The organism is Paraburkholderia rhynchosiae (genome assembly GCF_002879865.1).
GTDB classification, from domain to species: domain Bacteria; phylum Pseudomonadota; class Gammaproteobacteria; order Burkholderiales; family Burkholderiaceae; genus Paraburkholderia; species Paraburkholderia rhynchosiae.
Window position 1 is genome coordinate 215,041 of the sequence record NZ_PNXY01000004.1, and the last position, 18,180, is coordinate 233,220.

The window sequence follows — 18,180 nt, forward strand, 5'->3', positions numbered from 1 at the left end:
ATATGCGGGTTCGAATCAACAAGAAACGAGGCATGGCACTGATGGCCGGGCTGGGGATGGGACTGGCGGCGTCAGCGAGTTTCGCCAACCTGGCGAAGGTCGCGCAGGACGCCGCCGCACCCGGAGCATGCGGCGACTGGACGGGCTATCGCACTTTCGTCCAGCGCTTCGTGCAGGCAGACGGCCGCGTAATCGACTACTCGACGCCGGCTCAACAGACCACCTCCGAAGGTCAGTCGTACGGCCTGTTCTTCGCGCTCGTCGCGAACGATCGCGCTAACTTTGACCGGCTTCTGAACTGGACCCGCACCAATCTCGCGGGCAATCAGTTCGATCCGCAAAACCTGCGCTTGCCCTCGTGGCAATGGGGCAAGAAAGCGGACGGTTCGTACGGCGTGCTCGATCCCAATTCCGCGTCCGACTCCGACTTGTGGATCGCCTACGATCTGCTGCAAGCCGGCCGTCTCTGGCACGACGCGAGCTATACGCAGCTCGGCGAGGCGCTCGCCGAGCGCATCGCCCGCGATGAGATGACCAGCTTGCCCGGCGTCGGTCCCATGCTGCTGCCTGGGCCGCAAGGCTTCAGAGATGGCGGCGTGACCCGCCTGAATCCGAGCTATCTGCCGTTGCCCGTGCTGCGCGCGCTCGCACATCAAATGCCGAACGGTCCGTGGAGCAAGCTCGCGCAAAGCGCCTACACGCTCGTCAAGACGACCGCGCCGCAAGGCTTCACGCCCGACTGGGCGGCGTGGCAAAACGGCCAGTTCGTGGTCGATCCGAAAAACGGCGACACGGGCAGCTACGACGCGATCCGCGTGTATTTGTGGGCCGGTCTCGCCTCACCCGCCGATCCGCTCGCGAAGCCGTGGCTCGCGGCGCTCGGCGGCATGCGCGCCAAAGTCGCGCAAAACGGCTTTCCGCCCGAGAAGGTTTCATCCACCAGCGGCTCGGCAAGCGGCGAAGGCCCGCTCAGCTACTGGGGCGCGCTCGCGCCGTACTTCAAGGCGCTCGGCGACGCGCACGGCCTCGGCCTCGCGCGCACGCATCTGGCCGCGCTCGACGCTGACGTGCCGGGCCACGATCCGGTTTACTACGACAGAGTGCTGGGCTTGTTCGGCACGGGTTTTATCGACGGACGCTATCGCTTCGACGAAAGCGGCCGTCTCGTGCCGAGCTGGAGAACCGCATGCGATTGAACGCCCTCGCGTTGTCATTGCGCTTCGCGCTGAGCGTCACGACCGTCTGCTGCGTGGCGGCAGCCGCGCCCGATGCGTTGGCGCAGGCGCTGGGGCAAGGGTCCAAAGACCCATTGAATGTATTGATCGATCAGGGCAAGTACTGGCAATCGCACCATCGCGGCGACCTCGCGGAGCAGGCCTGGCAGAAGGTACTGCGCATCGATCCCAAACAGCCCGATGCGTTGTACGGCATGGGCATGGTGCTCGCCGACCGCAAGGACGGCGCGGGCGCGCAGCAATATCTGTCGCGTTTGAAAGCCGTTGCGCCGAACTATCCGAGCCTCGATGAACTCGGCCGGCGGCTCGGCGAATCGAGTCTGCGCGACCAGACCGTGAACGACGCGCGGCGGCTCGCGCAAAGCGGCCAGAGCGCAAGCGCGGTGCAGGAATATCAGCGCGCCTTGACCGGCAAGCCGGCCACGCCGGCGTTGCAGCTCGAATACTACCAGGCGCTCTCAGCGACGCCGCAAGGCTGGGATCAGGCGCGTCGCGGGCTCGAACAACTGGCGCGCGACAACCCCGACGATCCGCGTTACGCGCTCGCCTTTGCGCAGCATCTGACCTATCGCGACGTCACGCGCCGCGACGGTATCGCGCGGCTGCAAAAACTCGCGGGCGACAGCACGGTCGGCGCGTCGGCGAAAAAAAGCTGGCGCCAGGCGCTCTTGTGGCTGGACGCGCGGCCCTCGGACGCCGCGCTGTATCAGGCCTATTTGCAAAACGCGAACGACGACGCCGCGGTCAAGGCTCGGTTCGATTCGATGGTGCAGCAGGACAAGGCGGCGCGTGAGCGCGCGCAGGAAAACGCCACCGTCGACGCGCGCGGCCGCACCATCGCCGATGGTTTCACCGCGCTCGATCGCAACGATGCAGCCACGGCGCGCGCGAAGTTTTCGTCGGTCCTGGCCAATAGTCCGAACGACACCGACGCGCTCGGCGGCATGGGCATCGCCGCATTGAAGCAGGAGCACTTCGCCGAGGCGCGCAACTACCTGGAGCGCGCCTCGCGCAGCGGTAATCCGGCGCGCTGGAAAACCGCGCTCGACAGTGCGACCTACTGGACCTACACGAGCGATGCGATCGGCGCGCGCAGCAACGGCGAGTTCGCGAAGGCGAAATCGCTGTTCGAACGCGCGATCGCGCTGAATCCGTCCGACGTCACCGCGCAACTGCTGCTCGGCGAAATGCTGCTCGCGAACCGCGATCCCGCAGGCGCGGAACAGGCGTACCGGATGGCGCTGCGCCGTCAGGCCGACAACCCCGATGCGATTCGCGGACTCGTCGGCGCGCTCGCCGCCCAAGGCCGCGGCGACGAAGCGTTGCAGTTCGCCAATCAGTTGAACACGGAACAGCAATCGAAGGCCGGCGGTATCAACCGTCTGCGAGGCGAAGCGCAGGCCGAGCAAGCGCGCGCGGCCGAAGCGCGCGGCGATCTGGGCAGCGCTCGCAGTCTCTTCGAAGACGCGCTGCTCAATACGCCCGACGACGCGTGGCTGCGCCTCGACCTTGCGCGCATCTACGTGCGCCAAGGTGCGGTCGCCAACGCGCGCAGCATGATGGACGGCCTGCTCGCCACGCATCCCGACATGACCGACGCGCTGTATGCAAGCGCGCTGTTGTCGGCGGAAACGCAGGACTGGTCGGCCGGTCTCGCGCAACTCGAACGCATTCCGACCGCCCAGCGCACCGACGCAATGGCCGCCTTGCAGCATCGCTTGTGGGTGCATCAGCAAGCCGAGCTCGCCACGCGCATGGCGCGCAGCGGCCAGACGCAACAGGCGCTCGCGACGCTGCATGCCGCCGAGCCGGTGGCAGGCAACAGTCCCGAACTGATCGGCGTGATCGCGGCCGGCTACCAGCAGGCCGGCGATCCGAACCGCGCGCTCAGTCTCGTGCGCGGCGCCATGAACGCGGCGCCCGGCAATACGGATTTGCTGCTGCAATACGCAGGCATTCTGTCGGCCACGCAGCAGGAGGCCGAACTTGGCATGGTGATGCGCCGACTCGCATCCATGCAATTGACGCCACAGCAGCGCACCGACTTCGGCAATCTGAACCTTGGCATCGTTATCAAGCAATGCGACCTCGTGCGTCAGCGCGGCGATCTCGCCAGCGCCTACGACGTGATCGCGCCATGGCTCGCGTCGATGCCCGACAATCCCGATCTGCAAGCGGCGCTCGGCCGTCTGTATGCGACTGCCGGCGACGACCGCAGCGCGCTCCCGAGCTATCGCGTCGCATTGCGGCGCAAGCCCGACGATCTGAACCTGCTGCAAGCCGCGATTTCCGCTGCGGCGGGAGCGAAGCAGTTCAGCTACGCCGAAACGCTCGCGACGCAGCTCTTGAACGCCGCGCCCAACGATCCGGGCGTGCTCGCGACCGTCGGGCGCATGTATCGCGCGGAAGGCAAGCTGTCGCTCGCGTCCACTTATCTGCAACGCTCGCTGGTCGCCGCCAATACGCCGCTGATGGCGAATGCGCCACGCAATGGCGCAGCCAGCAATGTGCCGCGCGGCTGGGAAACGGCGATGCGCCGCATCGGCGCCGCGCCGCTGCCCGGCACCAATCCCTTCGAAGGCAAAACCGCGACGGTGACGCCGATCGACGCCGACAACGCTGCGCTCGGCTTCAATCGTCCGAATGCCGCGCGCGCATCACCTCCCTACTCGCAGTCTTCCTTGCCGACGCAGACCGTGCCGAACTATCCGCCTCCCACGCAGCCCGCACCGTACGTCGCACCTCATACGGCGCCCGCGCAGCCTTATACGCCGAACAGCGCGCCCGCCGCGCTTCCATACAACGCGCCGCGCCAGGGCGCCGACTCGGGCGGCTACGGCCAGGAGAGCTACGGTTCAAGCCAGTCCGGTGCGCCGTTGCAGGCGTATCCTGGACAAACCGGTCAAGTGGGACAAATGGGCCAAGGCCAGTCGCGGATGCCGGCGCAAGCCCAGATGCAGCCGATGCAGCCAACGCAGCAGCAGTACAACCCGGCTTATGCACAGCAGGCGCCCTATCCGCAGCAGCCGCAATACGGCGCGCCGGATGGCTATGCGCCGACGCCCTGGCCCATGTCGCCCGCCGCGCGCCAGGCTCAAGCCAATGCCGGGTCGATGCAGCAACAACCATATGGATCGACGACTGCCGCGGCCAGTGGCAAACGCACGGCGAACAAGAAGCAGAGCGCGTCGAAAGCCAGCCGCAATACAGCGGGCTATGCGCAACAGCAGCCTTATTACGGACAGCAAGGCTATCCGCAACAGCAACAGCAACAGCAGCCGCAGGGCTACGCGCAACAGCCTTACCAATCGTATCCGCAGCAGCAGTCGTATGGTCAGCAGCCGTATCAACCCTACCCGCCGCAACAGCAGGCTTACGGCAATCAGGGCTATTACGCGCAGCAGCAGCCGTACATTCCGGAGCCGCCGACCGGCTATGCACAAGCCTATTACCCGCAGCAGCCCGGGGTGAACGGCAATGGCGGCAACTACGGGCAGCCGAACGTCGCCAACACGCAGACGCTCGGCGTGGCCGATGAACTGGCGCAGGTCAATCGCGAGCAGGCGAGCACGATCTCGGGTGGCATCGTGTTTCGCAATCGCACCGGCGAAGACGGCCTGTCCACGCTCACCGACATCGAAGCGCCCGTTCAGGGTCGCATCAAGGCGGGCAATGGCCACATCGTCGTGACGGCGACGCCCGTCACGCTCGATGCGGGCACTGCCAGCGACAATCCGTTGACGCAGGCGCGCTTCGGAGCGGGACTCTCGACGCTTTCGTCTCTATTAGCGGTGGCCCGCGGCAACACCAACTATGGCGACCAGACCGCCAGTGGCGTAGGTCTGTCGGTCGGCTATGAAGGCCGCAGCGTAAGCGGCGACATTGGCGTCACGCCGCTTGGCTTCCGGGAAGTCAATATCGTGGGCGGCGCGCGCTATAACGGCGGCGTGACCGACAAAGTGTCCTACTCACTCGCAGTCGCGCGCCGCGCGGTCACCGACAGTCTGTTGTCGTACGCCGGCACTCGCGATCAAGAGGCCAATCTCGAATGGGGCGGCGTAACGTCAAGCGGCGTGCAGGGCAGTCTCGCGTGGGACGACGGCACGAACGGTCTGTACGTGAACGCGGCCTTCCAGTATTACGACGGACATAACGTGTCGAGCAATGCCGCCGTCAAGGGCGGCGGCGGCGTCTACACGCGTGTGTTCAAGGACGCCGATCAGACACTGACGGTCGGTGTGAACAGCACGCTGATGCGCTACAACAGGAACCTCTCCTACTTTACGTATGGCCAGGGCGGCTATTTCAGCCCGCAACAGTATGTGATCCTGAACTTGCCGGTCGAATGGACGGGGCGCAATGGTGCGTTTACCTATGACGTGAAGGGTTCAATCGGGGTTCAGCATTATCGGCAGGACGCATCGAACTATTTTCCGCTCAACGACGGTTCGAGGCGTCAGGGGTTCGCCGCAGCCGTTGCCGATGCTGTTGCCGGCAGCGGGCTCGACGCTGGCGCCCAGTACCCCAGCCAGAGCAAGACCGGCGTGTCGTACTCGCTCAGCGCGGTCGGCGAATACCAGCTTGCGCCGCAACTCGCGTTCGGGGCAACCGCGTCGCTCGGTAATGCTTACCAATATCGCGAGTGGCTCGCCGCGGTCTATATGCGCTACAGCTTCACGAAGCAGAGGGGTCTGCAACCATTCCCGCCGACGCCGCTCACTTCGCCTTATCTGTCGCTGTCCAACTAGCATCCGTCTGGTTTTGCCTTTGGCGCGTCAGGTCTTGATGACGCCGCCAAAGGCCGCTTTGCTTCAGCCCGCCTGCGCGCCGATCGGACATTTGTGGCAATGCCCGCGCCTATGGTGTGAAGCAATCTGTAAGTACCCGCGCGCCTCGAACGACCCAACGACTTGAGATGAAAATCGCCGCAATGAGCCGCAACAAGAACACGGCGAGGCGCTTTACAGGGACTTCGATTAGCGCTTCTTTCCGCTTTAAAACGGGCTCGCGCGAATTCCACGGTAAAACTTGCGAGCGTGCAGCAGTGCGTAAGACTAAACCCGCACGGCATCGCTTAAGCAGGTCACCGCGGCCTCGTTGTGGCCTACAATTGTCGCAGCCGATAGCCCGCATCGAACCGATAAGCGATTAGCGATTAGCGATACGCGGACACGGCGAAGATCGTCCCGCTCCCTGCCGAGCCCTTTACCCCCTTAACCTCTTACCCACGCAATGTGAACCGGCAGACTGGAGACACACTCATCAACGTGACCTCTGTGGAGCGCAGCATGCCCTTTCCGGCACAAGATCACGGTTGCCAAGGCTGGAGCGGCGAAATGGCTCGGCGCATCAGTGAATTCGACTGGTCGGCGACCGGTGTCGGCGCCATCGCAGACTGGCCCCGCAGTTTGACCGCGACCGTTCAACTGCTGCTTGCCTCGCCTGTGCCGCTCGTGCTGTTGTGGGGCAAATCCGGCTATATGATCTACAACGACGCGTACGCCGTTTTTGCGGGTGGACGGCATCCGTATCTGTTGGGCTGCCCCGTCGAGATCGGCTGGCCCGAGGTTGCCGAATTCAATCGTCAGGTGATGAATACGTGTCTTGCCGGCGGCACGCTGTCGTATCGCGACAAGGAACTCGTGCTGCTGCGTGAAGGCAAGCCCGAAGACGTATGGATGGATCTGTACTACAGCCCCGTCGCCGACGACAGCGGCGCGCCCGCGGGCGTACTGGCGATCGTCGTCGAAACCACAGGACGTGTGCTTACCGAGCGCTGGCGGCAACGCGCCGAAGCCGAGTTGCACGAGACCAATGAACGCCTGCAACTCGCGCTCAATACCGGCGCCGTGCTCGGCACGTGGGTGGTCGACATGCACACCGGAAAGATCACCGGCGACGAACGCTTCGCCCGCACCTTTTCGTTTTCTGTCGAAGAAGCCGCGAAAGGCGTCGATCACAGCGACGCGAAGAAAATGATTCATCCGGATGACCAGTCGCTGATCGAGCGTCTGAGCAGCGAAGCGATGTGCGCGGGCCAGCCGTTTCGCGCGGAATACCGGATCCGCCGCCCCGATGGCGACTACCTGTGGGTGCAAGCGAACGGCCAGTGCGAGTTCGACGAGAACGGCGAGCCCACCCGCCTTCCCGGCGTGCTGATCGACATTCACGAACGCAAGGTCGCCGAACAGTCGTTGCGCCAGTTGACCGAGACGCTCGAACAGCGCGTCGCCGACGCGGTTGCCGCACGGGCTGTCGCTGAAGAACAGCTGCGCCAGGCGCAAAAGATGGAAGCGATCGGCAGCCTCACGGGCGGCGTCGCGCACGACTTCAACAACGTGCTGCAAGTAATCAACGGCAACCTTCAAATGATGGCCGCCGACGCCGGCGACAATCCCGCCACGCTGCGCCGTTTGTCGGCAGCGACCGACGCCGTGAAACGCGGGGCGAAACTGGCTGCGCATCTGCTCGCATTCGCGCGCCGCCAGCCGCTCTCGCCGACTGTACTCAATCCGCGCCGACTGCTTACGGGCATGAGCGAGATGCTGCATCGCGCGCTCGGCGAAACCGTCAGGATCGAAACGGTATTAAGCGACGATCTGTGGCATGTCCAGGCCGATCGTAACCAGCTCGAGAACGCGCTGCTCAATCTCGCGATCAATGCGCGCGACGCGATGAAGGCAGACGGCACGCTCACCGTGCGCGCCGCGAACCGCGTGCTTGACGCTGCGTTTTGCCGCGACAAGGCCGAGCTTTCGCCGGGCGAATACGTGGTGTTTTCGGTCACCGACACGGGCGCCGGCATGCCGCCCGAAGTACTGGAGCGCGTCTTCGAACCGTTCTTCACGACCAAGCCCGACGGTCACGGCACGGGCCTCGGCCTGAGCATGGTGTTCGGCTTCGTCAGGCAAAGCGGCGGCCATACGCTGATCGAAAGCAAAGTGGGACGCGGCACCACGGTGTCGCTGTTTTTCCCGCGCTGCTGCGAGCCCGAAACCGAGGAAGCCGCGGATCGAACCAGCACGCCCGTGGGCGGTGGCGAAACGATCCTGGTCGTCGAGGACGATGCCGACGTGCGCCTGACCGCCGTCGAAATGCTCGCGCAACTCGGCTACAAGGTGCTGACCGCATCGAGCGGCGACGTTGCGCTCGAATTCATCGACAGCGACGTACCGATCGACTTGCTGTTCACGGACGTCGTGATGCCCGGCAAGATCAAGAGCGTCGAGCTGGCGCGGCGTGCCGCGGCGCGCTCGCCCGCGGTGCCGACGCTCTTCACCTCGGGCTATACACGCGACGAGATCGTTCATCACGGCAAGCTCGACGCCGGCATTACGCTGCTGTCCAAACCGTATCGCCGCGACGACCTCGCGCGCAAGGTGCGCAGCGTGCTGCGCGCCTCGGCAGGCGAAGCGGCCGGCGTGCCGCCTGTCGGCAAAGTGACCGACAGGGAGATCGCCGCGTGCGTGCCGCCGGTCGCGTACGACCCGTCGGCGGTGGATGGGTCGGGCCTGGACATGCGTGAACCCGAAGCTCGTCGCGAGATTGCCTCCGAAGCAGCACCGGTGCGCTCGCCGGCTCACGTGCTGCTCGTCGAAGACGACGCGGATTCGCGCGAAGCGCTGAGCAGTCTGCTCGGCGCGCTGGGGCTCGATTGCACGTCGGTGGCAAGCGCGGAGGAAGCGCTGCCGCTCGTGCCCGCGCAACGCTACGACATCCTCTGCACGGACATCACGTTGCCTGGCATGTCGGGCGACAACCTCGCGCGCGCTGTGTTGCGTGAGCAGCCGAATGTGCGCGTGCTGCTGGTGTCCGGGTACGGCACGGATGCGCCCATCGGCGACAGCATTCCCGGCGCGCGGCTGCTCGGCAAACCGCTCGACCTCGCGCAGTTGCGGCAGGAACTCGCGCAGTGGCTTCATCCGACTCAAGCGGCGTCGTAAAGCGCGGCGGCGCGACGAGGGCAACGCGCTTTTCGCGCCGCGACCCGGAATGCGGCATATATTGGTTTATATCGATAAAGCCACGCGCGGCATGAGGTTCGCGGCACGGGCATGCCCTGGTATGATGCCAGGCGCGCGCCTGTATCGCTGTTCGATGGACGCCGTACCTTCCGCCGCCCTTTTGTCACGAGAGCCATCATGCCTGCCCAACACGACGACGCCCCCACTGCCAGCCCAAGCCCTGCCGAGGCAAAGCGCAAAGGGCTGTCCATCACGGCGCGCAATCTTCTGATGGTAGCCGTCGGCGTGCTGGTGTTCGCGGCCGTTGCCGGCGTCGTGCTGTACGAGCCGATTGCCTACGGCGACCCGATTCCGAACTTCGGCATCATCCTCATGCTGACGGTGCCGGTGATTGCGGGCGTGGCGTTTCGCGTGGGGCTGGATGCGTGGCTCGATCGGGAGTGAGGATGGGGCAACAGGCTGCATTGTCATTGATGTCCGCCTAACTGCCCTCCCTCGGCAACACTACCCAGACCTCCAGCCCACCCCCATCCCGCGCATGAAACTCCACCCTGCCTCCGTGCAGCCGCGCGATCCGCTCGACGATCGCAAGCCCCAGCCCCGTGCCGCCGCTATGCGCCCGCGCGTTGCGGCCGCGTTGAAACGGCGCCTTCAGTTGCTCCAGCTCTTGCGCCGATAAGCCCTTGCCGCGATCGCCGACCGCGAGGTACACCGCGTCGTCGGTTGCCCAACTGCGCACCGCCAGTCCGCTACCGCCGTACACGATCGCGTTCTGCATCAGGTTCATCAGCAGCCGCAACATGCTCACCGGACGATAGGCAACAACCGGCAAGCGCGCGAGCGACAACTCGAACTCATGGCCGAGCCCCGCGAAATCGCCGGCAAGCCGCTCGATCAGCGCGTTCAGATCGCCAGGCTCGGCTGGCTCCCGCTCGCCGCTTCCCGCGTAATCCATGAACTGTTGCAAGATGGTTTCGATCTGATCGAGGTACGACTCGGCCGCCACCACGAAACTGCTGTCGCTGTTCTCGGGCATCGCCATTGCCATCGAGAGGCGCAGTTTGGTGAGCGGCGTACGAATGTCGTGCGAAATGCCGGCGAGCATCAGCGCGCGCGTCGCCTCGGCCTGCTGCAACGCATGCGTCATCTGATTGAACGCGCTGCTCACTGCGGCGATTTCGACGGGCCCGTCGGTCGGCAGCGGCGCGGGCGTTTCGCCGGCGCTCAGGCGGCTCGCCGCCCGCGTCAACTCCCGAAGCGGCCGGTTCAGGTGAAGCTGAATCGCGTAGCCGGTCAATGCCGCCAGCGCGGCGAGCCCCAGTGACAGAATTATCGCGGCGTCGAGTCCGTTGCCCTGCGCATCTTCGGGAATCGGCAGCGCGATCCAGTATGGCGTGGCCAGCCCACCAGTTCCCGGCGCGTCGGCGCCCGGCACGACCGCGGGCGCATGCATGCGAATCCAGAGGCGCTGGCCGCCTTCGGTTTGCCAGCGCGCCTCCATGTCGGCGGGAAGATGCTTGCGCAAACTCGTGAGGAATACCTTGCGCTGATACGTGCGATACGCGCGCAGCAAACTCGGCGGCGGTTGCGCGTCAGCATTGCCCGGCACCTCCCCGCGTGCGTCGAGACGCGCGGTCAATGCGTTGCGAGCAGCAGGCGGCGTCGTCTGCAGCAGATTGTCGAGCGTCGTCACGTAGGTGGCGAACACGGCTGCCGCACGCTCGACGCGAGGCCGCTGCACATAATGCAGCAGCACCGCGAGCGAACACACCTGGCTCAACATGACGAGCGCGATCAGCAACGCGATATTGCGCGCGAGTAGCGTTCTCGGCAGCACTCTGTGCAACAGCGGGCGCGTCATGAGTCGACGTCCGCGATCAGCATGTAACCCACGCCCCACACGGTCTTGATGAAGCGCGGCTTGGAGGGGTCGTCCTCGATGATCTGCCGCAGCCGCAGCACCTGCACGTCGATGCTGCGATCGAGCGCATCGTGATCGCGGCCCCTCGCGCGCGCGAGCAGATTGTCGCGGCTCACCGGCCGGTTCGGCGACGACGCAAGCGCGGCGAGCAGCAGCATCTGCGCCGAATGAATCTCCAGCAGCGTGCCGCCGCGCGAGAGTTGCTGCTTGCCGACATCGAGCGTGAATTCGCCGAAGCGCACGCTTTGCGAAGTCACGGTGACCTCGCCCGAAGCCATCTTCTGACGACGCAACAGCGCATTGATTCGCGCGACCAGTTCGCGCGGAAGAAACGGCTTGGCGAGATAATCGTCGGCGCCCGTTTCCAGGCCGAGCACCCGGTCGAGCGGATCGCCCTTCGCGGTCAGCATCAGAATCGGCAACGTCTGGCCCTGCTCGCGCAGACGTGCGCAGATGGCGAGCCCGTCTTCTTCGCCGATCATCAGATCGAGCACCAGCAGATCGAACGGCTCACGCTCGAGATAGCGGTCGAGCCGCTTGCCGTCTTCCGCGACTCTCACGTCGAAGCCCTGATCGCGCAAAAAACGCTGCAGCATGTTGCGCAGTTCGACTTCGTCATCGAGCACGATGATTTTGGCGGGGCGATCCATGCGAAAGCTCCTTGTTTTCAGGCGTCGGCCGGCGTCTTGCGCGCGGCTTGCCGTTCGGCAATGCGCTGCAACAGCACGTAGAACGACGGAATGAACAGCACGGCGATACAGGTCGATGCGAGCATGCCGGAGAACACCGCGATACCGAGCGAGCGGCGCGCGCTCGCACTCGCGCCCGTGGCGATCACGAGCGGCACGACGCCGAGAATGAACGCGAACGACGTCATCATGATGGGCCGAAAACGCAGCCGCGCTGCTTCGACGGCCGCCTCGGCAATGCCGACGCCTTGCGAGCGCAAATGCCGCGCGAACTCGACAATCAGAATGGCGTTCTTCGCCGACAACGCGATCAGCAAAACAAGGCCGATCTGCGTGTACAGATTGTTGGCGGCGCCGAGCAATGCAAGCGTGCCCGCCGTGCCGAGCAATGCGAGCGGCACCGCGAGCACCACCGCGACCGGCAGCAGCCAGCTTTCGTATTGCGCGGCGAGCACGCAGAACACCAGCAGCACACCCACCGCGAACACCCAGTAAGCCGAGTTGCCCACCAGCTTCTCCTGATATGACATCGCCGTCCATTCATAGCCAATGCCGGCCGGCAGAATCCGCGCGGCTTCCTGCTCGAAGGCCTTGATCGCATCGCCGGTGCTGTAGCCGCTTGCCGGATTGCCGTTGATGGCCGCCGCCGGTGCAAGGTTGTAGAGCGTCGCAACCGCGGGGCCGACGCCAGGGCGCGCGTCCATAAAAGTCCCCAGTTCGACCATATGGCCGCTGTTGCTGCGAATCTGCAAGCGGCGAATGTCGTCCGTTTCGCGCCGAAACGCGCCGTCTGCCTGCACGAACACCGGGAACGTATGATTGAACGTGGTGAACTGATTCACGTAACTCGAACCGACGTAGTCTTGCAGCAGATCGAACACATCGCCGACCGGCACTTGCAGCGACTCAGCCTTCGCGCGGTCCAGCGTGAGTTCGACGTTCGGCACCGACGCACGGAACGGACTGAACACGCGCTGCAATTCGGGCCGCTTCGACACGTTCGCGATCAGCGCGTCCGTCGCGCTTTGCAGCCGTTGATAATTCTGTGAGCCGTCGGTCAACATCACTTGCATCTGCACGCCGCCGCTATTGCCGAGACCCTGAATCGGCGGCGGCACGATAACCACGGAACGCACGTCGGGCAGCTTCGCCAGTTCGCTATTCATGCGCAGATACAGCGAGCGCAGATCCTCGCCCTTGCCGCGCTTGCTCCAGTCATCGAGCGTCACGTAGATCAGCGCGGCATTCGGCAACGACGCGTTGTTATCGAGCGGCGAAATGCCGCCGATCGACACCACATGACTCACGCCCGGAATCGCGCCGATCCGCTTCTCGATCTCGGTACTCGCCTCGCGCGTTCGTCCGAGCGACGCAGCGTCCGCGAGTTGCGCGGCGATCAGCATATAGCCCTGATCTTCGAGCGGAATGAAACTGGTCGGCACGCGCGTGAGCAGAAATGCCGAGGCCGCGCCGAGCACGAGCGCAATGACGAGCGCGAGCTTGCAACGCGCGACGAACCATGAAACCACGCCCACATAGCCCTTTTCGACACGCGCATAAGCCTTGTCGAACACGCGGTACACCACGTTCGGCCTGGCCGCCCGCTGATGCCGCAACCAGCGCACGCTCTGCACCGGCTTGAGCGTCACTGCATTGATTGCGCTGATGATCGTGGTCGCGACCACAACGAGCGCGAATTGACGGTACATCTGGCCCGTGACGCCACCGAGAAACGCCGACGGCAAAAATACGGACACCAGCACGAGCGTGATGCCGACAATCGGCCCGAGCAATTCGTGCATGGCGTCGATGGCCGCCTGCTTCGGCGTCTTGCCCTGCTCGATATGCTGCGTGATCCCTTCGACCACGACGATCGCATCGTCCACGACAATGCCGATCGCGAGCACGATCGCGAACAACGTCAGCAGGTTGATCGAAAAGCCCATCAAGTAGATTGCGCCGAACGTGCCGATGATCGTCACAGGAATCGTCGTGGCGGGCACGAGCATCGCGCGCCAGTTTTGCAGGAACAGCAGGATCACCGCGAGCACCAGCAACGCCGCTTCGAAGAGCGTCTTGTAGACGTCGATCACGGATTGCCGCACGAAGATCGTCGTATCGAATGGCAATTGATAGCTGACGCCTTTCGGCATGTCTTTCGCGAGGCGCGCCATGGTGGCCTTGACCGCGTTGCCGACTTCCAGCGCATTTGCTTCGGGCAACTGATAAATCGCGATGCCCGCGGCGGGCTTGCCGTCCAGATTGAAGAACTGGCCGTAGCTCGACGAGCCGAGCTCGGTACGCCCGACGTCGCGAATGCGCACGAAATGGCCGCCGCCGCTCGAATCGGCTCTCACGATGATGTCGTCGAATTCATGCGGATCGGAGAGCGCGCCGCGCATCGTCACGGTGAGCTGGAACGCCTGGCCGCCCGCGTTCGGTTCGGAGCCGAGCTGGCCCGCACTCACGTCCTTGCTTTGGCTTTGAATGGCCTGCATTACGTCGGCGGCGCTCAGGTTGCGCTCGCTGAGCTTCTGCGGATCGAGCCAGACGCGCATGCTGTACTGTCCCGTGCCGAACACAGTGACGTCGCCGACGCCCGGCAAACGCGCGAGCGTGTCGCGCAAATAGATGACCGCGTAGTTGCTGAGAAAGAGCGAGTTGTACTTCGGATCCGGCGATTGCAGTGTGTACAACTGCAGGATCGCGGTGGAACGCTTGCGCACGGTCACGCCCTGCTGCTGCACCGCTTGCGGCAATTGCGCAGTGGCGGCCGACACGCGGTTCTGCACCAACACCTGCGCCTTATCAACATCCGTGCCGACTGCGAACGTGACGGTGAGCGTGTAGCTGCCGTCATTCGTGCTGGTCGACTGCATGTAGAGCGCGTTTTCCACGCCGTTGACCTGCGTTTCGATCGGCAACGCCACGCGGTCGATCACGGTCGCGGCGCTCGCGCCTGGAAAGTGCGCGACGACCTGCACGGTGGGCGGCGTGATGGGCGGATATTGCGCAATCGGCAAATTGATCAGCGCGACCGCGCCGAGCAGCATCACGATCAGCGCGATCACATTCGCGAATACGGGGCGCTCGACAAAAAAGCGGATCATGAGCGGCTCTGCGCGGCGGCGTCGATCGTCTGCACCTTGATGCCCGGCACCACGGCGAGGCCCCCGCCCGTCACGACGTGATCCGATGCACTGAGGCCGCTTTTGATCGCCCGCAGCGAGCCGTAGAGGCCGCCGGTGGTGACCCCTCGTTTCTCGACTACGTTCGCCCCGTTCACGACCAGCACCGAGGCGCCGGCCTGTTCGCGCAGCAACGCGGTGTCGGGCACGAGCAGCACGTTTTGCGGCGCGCTGGCGGGGATATGCACTTCAACCGACATACCCGGTATCAGATGCGCGTCGTGGTTCGCGACATCGGCGCGCAGCTTGATTGCCCCGCTGGCTGGGTCCACCCGCGTATCGACGAATTCAAGCGTGGCGTCCTCGCCTTGCTCCGGTGTCGCGCCCAGCACATTGACGCGCACGCTGTGCGGCGCTCGCGTGAAGAGACCGATGCGGTTCGCGTCGCGTTCATTCAGCGTGAAATTCACGTAGACGGGTTGAATGCGGTCGAGCGTGGCGAGCTTTGTCGAATCCGATCCGCCCACTACGTTGCCAACATCGAACGCACGTGCGCCAATGCGGCCCGCGAACGGCGCGCGAATTTCCGTATAGCCGAGATTGATACGCGACATGTCGCGTTTGGCGAGCGCCTGGTCGCGCGTGGTTTGCGCCTTTTGCAGCGACGACTCCGACGTCGCATTATCCGACGTGAGCTGCTTCTGGCGCGTGAGTTCCTGCTCGGCGTTATCAAGCGCGGCCTGGTCGTAGACAAGTTGCGCGCGGTACGTGTCCGGCTCGATACGAAACAGCACTTGCCCCTGTTTGACGTTAGCGCCGTCCGTGAAACCGATTTCCTTTAGCACGCCCTGCACGCGCGCGACGAGCGTAACGGTCGCCGAAGGCGCGACGCTGCCGGTCAAGTCGAGTTGCTCGCGCACCTCGCGCGGCGCGGGTCGCGTCACGCTGACTTGCGGCAGCGGCGCATTCTGCGCGGCCGGTGCATTGCTCTCATGACATGCGGATAGCGCCGCGAACAATGCGATGCCGGTCAGCGCGCTCAATGGGAGGCAAGACGCGACACGAAACGCGAGTCCTCGCAGCTTGCCGCGCATAGACGCATTCTCGGTAGGTCCGCTTACTCCGCTTGGTCTGGCCATGTTGTTATTCCCCGCATGGTTATTTGCCGTCCGGCGGCGAGTCCGCGTTCGCGCGCGCGACCGGCGATCTGGCGGGCGGGTTCAGCAGACGTCCCCAATCCGTGCGCCGCGCCATCTCTTCGGCGATCCGTTCGCTCACCACTTGCTGACCCTCTGCGACTTCCCATCCACCGCCGAGTGCGCGATACAGCGACACTGCGGCAAGCGCGGCGAGCCCCTGGCTCTGCGCGAGCGAATCGCCGTCGCGCAGCGCCGAACGCGATGCGTCCAGCACCGTGTCGTACGTGACCGAGCCCGAGCGATACTGCGCGGTGGCGAGCCGCAAGGCGCGCTGCGATGCATCGGAGGCACGCGACGACGCCGCGAGCGCATCCAGCGACGTGCGAAGCGCGGCAATCGCGTCCTCCACTTCTTTCTGCGCTTGCAGCACCGTGTTCTGATAATCGAGCACGGCTTCCTGAAACACCGCGTCCTGGATGCGCACTGCGTTCTTCAGTTGCCCGCGATCGAAAATGGGCAACGTGATGCCCGCCGAAAAAAGCCCGATCGTTTTGCTGCCCCATTGCGACAATCCGATGCCATGTTGTTCGCCTGACGACAAACCGAACAGTCCGGTCAACGACAACGACGGATACAGCTTGGCCTTCGCCGCGCCGATCAACGCCGACTGCGCCGCCGCGTTGAGCGCGGCCTGGCGCACGTCCGGCCGGCGCCGCAACAGGTCGGCGGGAATGCCTACATCGATCTGCGTCGGCGGCACGGGAACCGCGTTGCTGCCTTTGAGTTGCGCATCGACGGCATCGGGCGGATCGGCGAGCAGCACCGCGAGCGTGTCGCGATCCTGCGCGCGCGCCTTGATGAGCGGCGGGATTTGCGCCTCGGTTTCAGCGACCAGCGTGGCAGCCTGTTCGACATCGAGCTGACTGGATGCTCCGCGTTTGTAGCGCGCCTCTGTCAGCGCGAGGCTTTCCTGAACCGATTTCAGATTCTGCCGCGCCACGGCGATGCGTTGCTCCAGCGCGCGCAGATCGATGTAGGCGTTGGCCACATCGGCGAACATGGACGCCAGCGCGTTATCGTATGCCGCTTCCGACACACGCAATTGCGCGCGGTCCGATTCGATCTGCCGGCGATATTTGCCCCAGAAATCGAGCTCCCAACCGGCGTTGACACGAAGATGCTCGGCCCATAAATGCGTGGGCGGAAACGGGCCGACGCCGCTCGTGTTGATATGGTTCGCACCGGCCGACACGCTGCCCGATTGCGGCAGCAGATTCTCGGCGCTGACCGCCAGTTGCGCGCGTGCCTTGAAGATATGCAAACCGGCGACTTGCAGCGACAGGTTGCGCTCATACGCTCGCTGTTCGAGCGCGCTCAGCACCGGGTCGTTAAACGCGGTCCACCATGCGGCCTGCGCAGCGGGCGCGCTCTGCGCCGAGGCCGGCAAGCTCTCGAGCCACTGGTTTTCCAACGTGACGTCCGGCTGCCGGAAATCGGGCCCGACGCTCACGCAACCGGCCAGCACCGCACTCATCGACACGATGATCGACGCACTCGCAAGGCGCAGACGGCTGGACGTGGCAGGTTTCATCGCGCGTGTGGGGCGTGTCGGGCGCCAAGCCTGAGTGAATGATTCGATGCAGATGAAAGTCCGCGCACGGCGCCGGCGTCCAGGTTCCGCGGCAAAGCGCGCGGCTCAGTGCGCCGCCCCGCGTTCGCGCATATAGGCCTCGATCTGCGGCAACGTGATGTAGCCGGTCTTCTGCGTATCGATCTCGTCGAAATGGCTCGCGACCATCGGCATGCCCGTCGCGGCCTGCTCTCTGGTGAGCTTGCCGTCATGCGTGGTGTTGGCATTCGCAAAACGCGTTTGCAACTGCTGGACCATGCGCTCCATGCGCTGCGGGTTGCCGCCTTGCGGCGCGGCCTGAGCGAACGTGACAGTGGACGCGCAGCACAACAGGACGGCGGCGAGCAATTTTTTCATGACTGACTCCTGGGATAGAGCCACCGAGCGTCGCCTGCTTGTGCCGCGATCCGTTCAATGACAGGCCGAATTCTTGTAGAACCGCTGCCGGAAGGCAATTGCAGAGTTATGTCGTTC

General features: G+C 64.5%; 10 protein-coding genes. 4 read left to right on the plus strand and 6 right to left on the minus strand.

Going from position 1 to position 18,180, the window contains the following annotated elements:
* The first annotated feature begins 2 nt into the window (after positions 1-2).
* The 4 genes from bcsZ to C0Z16_RS07550 all read left to right on the plus strand — a co-directional run bounded on the left by bcsZ (position 3) and on the right by C0Z16_RS07550 (position 9,643).
* The gene (gene bcsZ, locus C0Z16_RS07535; protein WP_102631544.1) at positions 3-1,196 is read left to right on the plus strand and encodes a cellulose synthase complex periplasmic endoglucanase BcsZ; all 1,194 of its coding nucleotides are present in this window, start codon (positions 3-5) and stop codon (positions 1,194-1,196) included.
* The gene (locus C0Z16_RS07540; protein ID WP_102631545.1) at positions 1,187-5,983 is read left to right on the plus strand and encodes a cellulose synthase subunit BcsC-related outer membrane protein; all 4,797 of its coding nucleotides are present in this window, start codon (positions 1,187-1,189) and stop codon (positions 5,981-5,983) included. Before bcsZ ends, C0Z16_RS07540 begins: the two co-directional genes overlap by 10 nt.
* A gap of 540 nt (positions 5,984-6,523) precedes the next feature.
* On the plus strand, positions 6,524-9,178 hold the full coding sequence (locus C0Z16_RS07545; RefSeq protein ID WP_102631546.1) for a response regulator: 2,655 nt from the start codon (positions 6,524-6,526) through the stop codon (positions 9,176-9,178).
* A gap of 198 nt (positions 9,179-9,376) precedes the next feature.
* The gene (locus C0Z16_RS07550; protein WP_102631547.1) at positions 9,377-9,643 is read left to right on the plus strand and encodes a hypothetical protein; all 267 of its coding nucleotides are present in this window, start codon (positions 9,377-9,379) and stop codon (positions 9,641-9,643) included.
* Between the two features lie 37 nt (positions 9,644-9,680).
* On the opposite strand, the gene C0Z16_RS07555 is transcribed toward C0Z16_RS07550, so the two are convergent.
* The 6 genes from C0Z16_RS07555 to C0Z16_RS07580 form a co-directional block, all read right to left on the minus strand.
* Complete coding sequence (locus tag C0Z16_RS07555) at positions 9,681-11,060, minus strand: ATP-binding protein (protein ID WP_102631548.1); 1,380 nt, start codon at positions 11,058-11,060, stop codon at positions 9,681-9,683.
* Entirely contained in the window at positions 11,057-11,770 is a 714-nt protein-coding gene (locus tag C0Z16_RS07560) for a response regulator (protein ID WP_102631549.1), read from the minus strand. Before C0Z16_RS07560 ends, C0Z16_RS07555 begins: the two co-directional genes overlap by 4 nt.
* A gap of 17 nt (positions 11,771-11,787) precedes the next feature.
* Positions 11,788-14,919 (minus strand): efflux RND transporter permease subunit, encoded by a 3,132-nt coding sequence (locus C0Z16_RS07565; RefSeq protein WP_102631550.1) that lies wholly within the window; start codon positions 14,917-14,919, stop codon positions 11,788-11,790.
* A complete protein-coding gene (locus tag C0Z16_RS07570; RefSeq protein ID WP_102631551.1) occupies positions 14,916-16,076 on the minus strand; it encodes an efflux RND transporter periplasmic adaptor subunit in 1,161 nt (386 codons plus the stop codon). The genes C0Z16_RS07565 and C0Z16_RS07570 overlap by 4 nt, the downstream gene beginning before the upstream one ends.
* Before the next feature lie 19 nt (positions 16,077-16,095).
* Entirely contained in the window at positions 16,096-17,667 is a 1,572-nt protein-coding gene (locus C0Z16_RS07575) for an efflux transporter outer membrane subunit (protein ID WP_102631552.1), read from the minus strand.
* A gap of 105 nt (positions 17,668-17,772) precedes the next feature.
* Positions 17,773-18,063, minus strand: a complete 291-nt coding sequence (locus C0Z16_RS07580) for an EF-hand domain-containing protein (RefSeq protein WP_102631553.1) — start codon at positions 18,061-18,063, stop codon at positions 17,773-17,775.
* Between the last annotated feature and the right edge of the window lie 117 nt (positions 18,064-18,180).